6 protein-coding genes are annotated in these 5,303 nt (G+C 56.4%); 2 read left to right on the forward strand and 4 right to left on the reverse strand.

Features of this window, described 5'->3' with window-relative positions:
- Nucleotides 1-546: DUF1559 family PulG-like putative transporter (locus RSSM_RS11295; RefSeq protein ID WP_044302314.1), on the reverse strand; the 546-nt coding region annotated here is incomplete at its 3' end.
- A 297-nt stretch (nt 547-843) separates the two neighbouring features.
- Here RSSM_RS11295 and RSSM_RS11300 point away from each other — a divergent pair.
- Nucleotides 844-1,359, forward strand: a complete 516-nt coding sequence (locus RSSM_RS11300) for a tRNA (cytidine(34)-2'-O)-methyltransferase (RefSeq protein ID WP_044302315.1) — start codon at nt 844-846, stop codon at nt 1,357-1,359.
- 167 nt (nt 1,360-1,526) lie between these two features.
- Nucleotides 1,527-2,333: a trypsin-like serine protease gene (locus tag RSSM_RS11305; protein WP_008678203.1), complete on the forward strand. Its 807-nt coding sequence runs from the start codon at nt 1,527-1,529 to the stop codon at nt 2,331-2,333.
- 161 nt (nt 2,334-2,494) lie between these two features.
- Here the strand turns inward: RSSM_RS11305 and RSSM_RS11310 are convergent, their stop codons facing one another.
- From RSSM_RS11310 to RSSM_RS11320, 3 genes are all read right to left on the reverse strand, one after another.
- The gene (locus RSSM_RS11310; protein WP_044302317.1) at nt 2,495-3,277 is read right to left on the reverse strand and encodes a polysaccharide deacetylase family protein; all 783 of its coding nucleotides are present in this window, start codon (nt 3,275-3,277) and stop codon (nt 2,495-2,497) included.
- Nucleotides 3,213-4,586, reverse strand: coding sequence for a glycosyltransferase family 4 protein (locus RSSM_RS11315; protein ID WP_081613752.1), 1,374 nt, complete (start codon nt 4,584-4,586; stop codon nt 3,213-3,215). The genes RSSM_RS11310 and RSSM_RS11315 overlap by 65 nt, the downstream gene beginning before the upstream one ends.
- Nucleotides 4,587-4,679: 93 nt before the next feature.
- Nucleotides 4,680-5,117: a hypothetical protein gene (locus tag RSSM_RS11320; protein WP_008678208.1), complete on the reverse strand. Its 438-nt coding sequence runs from the start codon at nt 5,115-5,117 to the stop codon at nt 4,680-4,682.
- Between the last annotated feature and the right edge of the window lie 186 nt (nt 5,118-5,303).

Genomic DNA, 5,303 nt, shown 5'->3' on the forward strand with positions numbered 1-5,303 from the left:
TTCACGAGACATCACCGAGGAGTCACCGGTGCAGGCACCGTAGTTGGTGCGGCCGAGCGATGGCAAACCTGTGCCGGGATCGCTCGGGCAGCGGAACGTAGGAATGTTCGTCGCCCAAGGACCGTAGTCGATCCGGGCAACTCCGGGACCCATGGCTTGCCATGGCGGGTTCTTGGCGCTGCCATCTGCGTTGACGTTCAGGGGATTGGAGATTTGCTCCCACAACGCCTGTTGCTCGATGAATGGAAGGACGCTGATCAAGAACGAGCCGCGGCGGTTGATGCTCGTTCCGTCGTTGTCACCGGCATAGATCTGTTGTCCTGCCGGGCGGTCGGTGCCGGTGCCGTGGATTGGCATGCCTTTGTAAGCGGAGTGATAGTTGTGAATCCCCAAGCCGATTTGCTTGAAGTTGTTGCTGCAGCTCATCCGGCGGGCTGCTTCGCGGGCCGCTTGGACGGCAGGTAGGAGAAGACCGACGAGCACTCCGATGATCGCAATGACCACCAAAAGCTCGACCAAAGTGAATCCTGATCGATAACGTTTCATTTGAAAATCCCTGCAAGAATATTGATAGTGCGCAATGAAGCGACGTACGGGGCCGTTAGTGTGTAACCGCTGGCCTATAGATATTCCCAAGACATGAGCTATTTTTGCGGGAAATGTTGAGAAGTTTTGTGTCTCTTGCCCGTTTGCTCGGTATACGCAGCCCGATGTGGGGGGGGGCGAGGACGAGGTTGCTGGGTTGGGGACGGGCCCAGCTTGAGGCTCGGGTCATGGTGCGCGTCGCTGGGGCAGTTATCTTGATGCGAATGCACTAAGTCTTGCCGGCATCAGTTGAGTCAGATGGATCAACCAACGTCACCTATCGACAAATCAAATGGGACGGCTTCGAGCCCGTCTCCTCCCGTCCACGTCGTGCTCTATCAGCCCGAGATTCCCCAGAATACAGGCAACATTGGTCGCAGCTGCGTTGCTGTGGGAGCGAAATTGTGGATCGTGGAACCGGCTTCGTTTTCGTTTGAAGAACGACGGCTGCGACGCGCCGGTCTGGACTATTGGCAGCATCTCGACATCGAGAGGGTGCCGAACTGGGAAACGCTCACGTCGAAGTTGGATCCGGCGCGGTTCTTCTTCTTGTCAAAGTTCGCCAAACGGCATTTGTGGGACGCGCCGATGAGCGTCGGTGACGTGTTCGTGTTCGGACGAGAGACGAGCGGATTGCCGTCGCATATCATGGACCCGCATGACGAGCGTGCCCTACGCCTGCCGACGACCGAAAAGGTCCGCAGTCTGAATCTCGCGACGACTGCTGGCATCGTGTTGTATGAACACGTGCGACAGTGTTCTTATTTGAGCTGAATGCGTTTGTCCATCGACTTTACTCTCGCAGTTCCCGCAACGAAGCTGGCAATCTATCCACCCGATTGTACGCTGGAAGGAAAAGCCGCGTTCCATGCGGAGTATGCTGTTGTTTGTTCAGAACGCGGCTGATGAGTCCTAGGATCGGTTCTTAGAAGAGTATCTCAATGTTTCAAAGATTCACATCGTTGTGTCGTCGAGTTGTCTTGGTGGGGATGATTTGGTTGGCCGGCATGGCTGCGCCTTGCCACGCGATCATTTGGCAGCGAGGCGTCGACACGACTTGTGATCAACCACCGACAGGCGTCATGAAGTCGGTTGTGCGTATGCTCTATTCACCGCTGCATGTGTTTGGCGGGTGCGGGGTTTTGCTCGACGGAGACACCGTGTTGACGGCCGGGCATGCGGTGGACGGTTGGAAGGCATCGTCGATTCACGTTCGGCACGGTGATCAGGTCATCGCGGTGACTCAAGTCATCCGCCATCCGGACAAGAAAGTTGACTTGGCCGTGATTCGTTTGGCAAGTCCGTTCGACGACGTTCCATCGATGGCAATATGGAAGCAACCGGTGCGAAAAGATGATCGCGTGTGGATGGGTGGGTATGGGATTTCCGGCGAGCTGATCGAAGATGGCAAGAACTCGATCATCACTGCTGCGGCAGGGCTCGGCTTTGCATCAGGCTACCGCACGGGGCAGTTTGCCAGTGGGTTCAACCGGATTACCAAAGTTGGTTCTCATCGCAACCAAATTGTGTTTGATCCACCGGGGAAAGGCAGCGAACAAAACGAAGTCTTGCCTGCTATGTTCGACAGCGGATCGCCCGTGTTTGTTCAACGCGAAGGCACATGGCATTTGGCAGGTATCACCGTGACGGTGTCGAATCGCATGTCACCGGCGTATGGCAATCGCAGTTCGCATGAATCGGTTCATGCGGCGCTTGATTGGATCGAGAAGTCAGCTCAGGAAAGTTAGAAGCGTACGGCAAGCCAGATCGGGCGAACGAGCCGACCTGTGTTCGTGCCGGTAGAGAGTATTTGCTAGTGGGGAGTGGATGTTGTTGAAGATGCTGCTGCATCAGGATCTTTCACAACATCCACTACCGGCTACCCGGAAAAGGAAACTGCGCCAGAATACTAACTCTTAGCACGTTGCGCGGCGAAGCGTTGGCATACATCGGAATTGTTCATTGCCGCGATGGTCCCGTTGGCGACGTGTTGTCCGAGCATCGCCAGGACTTTTTCGAGAGCATCCCATTGATCCTCTTGTTCAATCTCCCAACTGTGACCCCAAAGATGAAAAACGCCGCCATGGCGGAGGCACCGCTGTAAGAGATGTTCAGCCAACGAGGGCCAGTCACTGATCTTGCGACTGGTCAACGCGGTGATCGCGGCGTGATGGCGGAATCGCTTCATCGCGTTGCGTAGGTAGGCGGTGCGTCTGTGCGGATGGCTCTGGGCCGTGGTGGGCATTTCCCACAAGAAACCTGTTTGTCCCTTTTTTGTGTTTCGCTCATGCGGATGAGGCGAGCGAGTTTGCAGCAATTCGACGCTGCGGAAGCCGAGGTAACCTGCCTCTGCGATGGAATGGATGTCGGATTGGGCAAATTTGCCGAGCGGTGGACAGAACATCGGGCAAGGTTTGCCGGTCGTATCTTCTACCCAAGCTTTGCACTCGCGGACCTGTCGAGACGCCTCTTCGTCAGGCAGGCTGGTCAACGCGAGATGGTCGAGCGTGTGCCCCCCAATCTCGAATCGATCGGACAGTTTGGATACGTCGGCTTCGCCGAGCGTCGCGAGTTGTGATTGGCGAGGGATGTAAAACGTCCCCTGAATGCCATGACTTTCCAGGAGATCAGCGAGTCTCAGGTCCAGTGGATGCCCGTCGTCCCAGCTCGTCGTTAGTATCGCGTTGGACATCAGATTCTTGGGGAGTGTTGCGTCTGGATTTGAGCGAAGGGGACATCGGATCGATGCGTTTGGGGCGGACGGAATGGTGTTCCGGTTCGTCGTTAACCGTTGCTCGATCGGGCCAACGTCGTTTGGTGGCGTCGGTGTAGATCCGTTGGAGTTGTTCGTGATTGATCTCTGCGGTGTAGTGCCGTTCGTATTCGCGACGGGCATCGGCCCGCATTGCGGAGAGCGAGCGGTCAGGGGCGCTAACCAGGGAGTCGATGACCTTGGCAAGGTCGATTGCGTCACCACTTTGGAAAGTCCCGCCGACGCTCGGGTGAACCAGTTCCGCTTGGCCTCCCTGGTTCGCACAAACAACAGGTGTCCCCTTTGCAAACGCTTCAATCACGACTCGTCCGAACGATTCGGCGCAGTGTGAGGGGAGAACCAGCAAGGCGGCGTTGCCGATTGCGTCGTAGACCTGTTCCTGACCGAGTTGACCGAGGTATGTGATTTGATTGCCCGCATTAGGGGCGTCATTCGGATCGGTATGCTGCGATGATCGAGCTCGGACCTCGTCTTCGAGTGGACCTTTGCCGACGATTTTCAGGTCCAATTGTTGTTGCAGTTTCGGCCACGCGTCGAGAAGTGTTCGCAGACCTTTTTCTTCACTCAGACGCCCGACGAACATCGCGTAGCCGCCGCTTCCGTCGCCCTCGGTCAGGTTGGTTTCCAGGAAATGTGGTTTCACTGCGATTGGGCAATACGGTACGGTCGATGCCTGGTATCGCTCGCGGATGTAGTGTGTGGGGGCGATGGCCACGTCGAGGAAATTGAGATACGTGTTTCGGACGCGATGGATGTAATTCTTCAACACCACCGCGCCGGTCGCCATGCGGCTGTCGTGAAAGCATGCATGTCGAATCGCGGAGTACCCGAAGGGGGTTTGAACGCAATCGGTGCAGGGTTGGTGATCGCGGTAGCAGACGCCGGCGGCACATAGTGGTCGCGAGTTGTGGAGCGTTTGCACGGTGACCGCACCGGCTTGATGTGCCGCTCGGATCGCCAAGGGAGAGATCGACGGAAAAGTATTATGGAAATGGACGATCTCAATACCGTGTTGGTCGATTAACGCGGTGATCTCATTGGCGACGGATTGATTCCAAATCGTGTTTTTGACATTGGTGAGGCGACTTTGGCCTACCAGGTCCTCGTTGTTCTTCGTGTAGCAGAACACCTCGTGACCGAACGACTCGAGCATCTTTGTTTCGGCTTCAAAAACCACGTCCTCCCCGCCGCGCAGGCGATAATAGCTATGGACGAGAAGGATGCGCATGCAAAGCAGGGGGCGAATACGTGAATGAAGCAGCGGTGATTGGGAATTCCGCCGCGATGTTGTCGTCGCGAGAGCGTACGCGACAAACAATAGTTATCGGGGGACCCCTGGTACAGAAGCGGAATCGGCAAATTCATCTTCTATCGACGAAGTTGACCGCAGGCGTTCGGTCGCTGCGTCCGCGGTGTCTCGCGTTTGCTGCGTTTCGGGCGAGTGATGATGAGCACGGTCGATGCGTGCCTCGGGAGCCGGAATCTTCTTGCGGTGGTCTGTGTTCGCTGAGTTGGGCGAATCAAACAGCAGGCTGCGGGCGACCGCTTGGAAGACTCCGATCGCGACTGCCAGGGCGGCCGCAAGGATCGCCAAGATGGCCCGTTGAGGTTTGACTTTCTTAAGTCCGAGACTGGCGTCTTGAACAACAGCGATTTCGGTCACGCGTCCCGAGGAGAGCTTGTCGATCATCTTCGCGTTGTCGCGGGCTTCGGCGGCGCGAAGGTATTCCGCCTCCGCTAAGGTTGCCTCCCAGTTCAACTGCGTCAGGTCGACGTCGTCGTGGTTGAGTTGGTTGAGGTCCTCGAGCAGTTTCTCTCTTTGGGTCTAGCAACTTGGTTTGTTTCGATTCCAGGCCAGCGAGTCGCGTCAGAGTTTGTCGATGAGAGAGTTCGAGTGATTGACGGATCGGGTTGATTGCTTCTTTGGTCTGTGGTTGGTCGCCAC

Origin of the sequence: Aporhodopirellula sallentina SM41, from assembly GCF_000346505.1 — a bacterium.
GTDB classification, from domain to species: Bacteria; Planctomycetota; Planctomycetia; order Pirellulales; family Pirellulaceae; genus Rhodopirellula; species Rhodopirellula sallentina.